Genomic DNA, 505 nt, shown 5'->3' on the forward strand with positions numbered 1-505 from the left:
GACGGCGTATCCGGAGGAGGTCGTCGACCGCAAGTGCCGCACCGAGGCCGCCCGGCTGCACCGGGTGCTTGACGCGCTGGGCGAGCGCCGTGACGCGGAGCCCGCCGCCCCGACGCTCGCCCGCGTCATCGACCACCTCACCGCCTCCGACGGGGAGGCCGCGGAGCACCTCGCCGACCGGATCGCGGCGGAGGTGGCCGTCGAGGAGGCCGCGTCCGCGCCGCCCGCGCCGGGCCCGGAGCCCTGGGGAGCCGACGCGATACCGCTCTTCCCGCTCCAGCCCCCTCGCACCGGCCGCGAGCTGCTCGCCGACCACGTGACCGCGATGGTGTGCTGCGCCGCGGTCGACACGGCGGGCGCGCTGCCCGGGCTCGACTGGCTGGACGGCCCCTCGCTCCTCATCGACGACGTACGCCGCTCGGACCTGGCCTCGCCCGTCCTGACCCTGGTCGAGGACCTCCTCGGCCGAGAGCTGGAACTGGCCGACTCCCCCGTCCTCGACGCC

1 pseudogene is annotated in these 505 nt (G+C 76.8%); it reads left to right on the forward strand.

Annotated elements, in window-relative coordinates:
• A pseudogene (locus E6R62_RS39225) lies at positions 1-505 on the forward strand (hypothetical protein); the annotation flags it as partial.

Source organism: Streptomyces sp. A1136, assembly GCF_004795055.1.
Classification (GTDB): Bacteria; Actinomycetota; Actinomycetes; order Streptomycetales; family Streptomycetaceae; genus Streptomyces.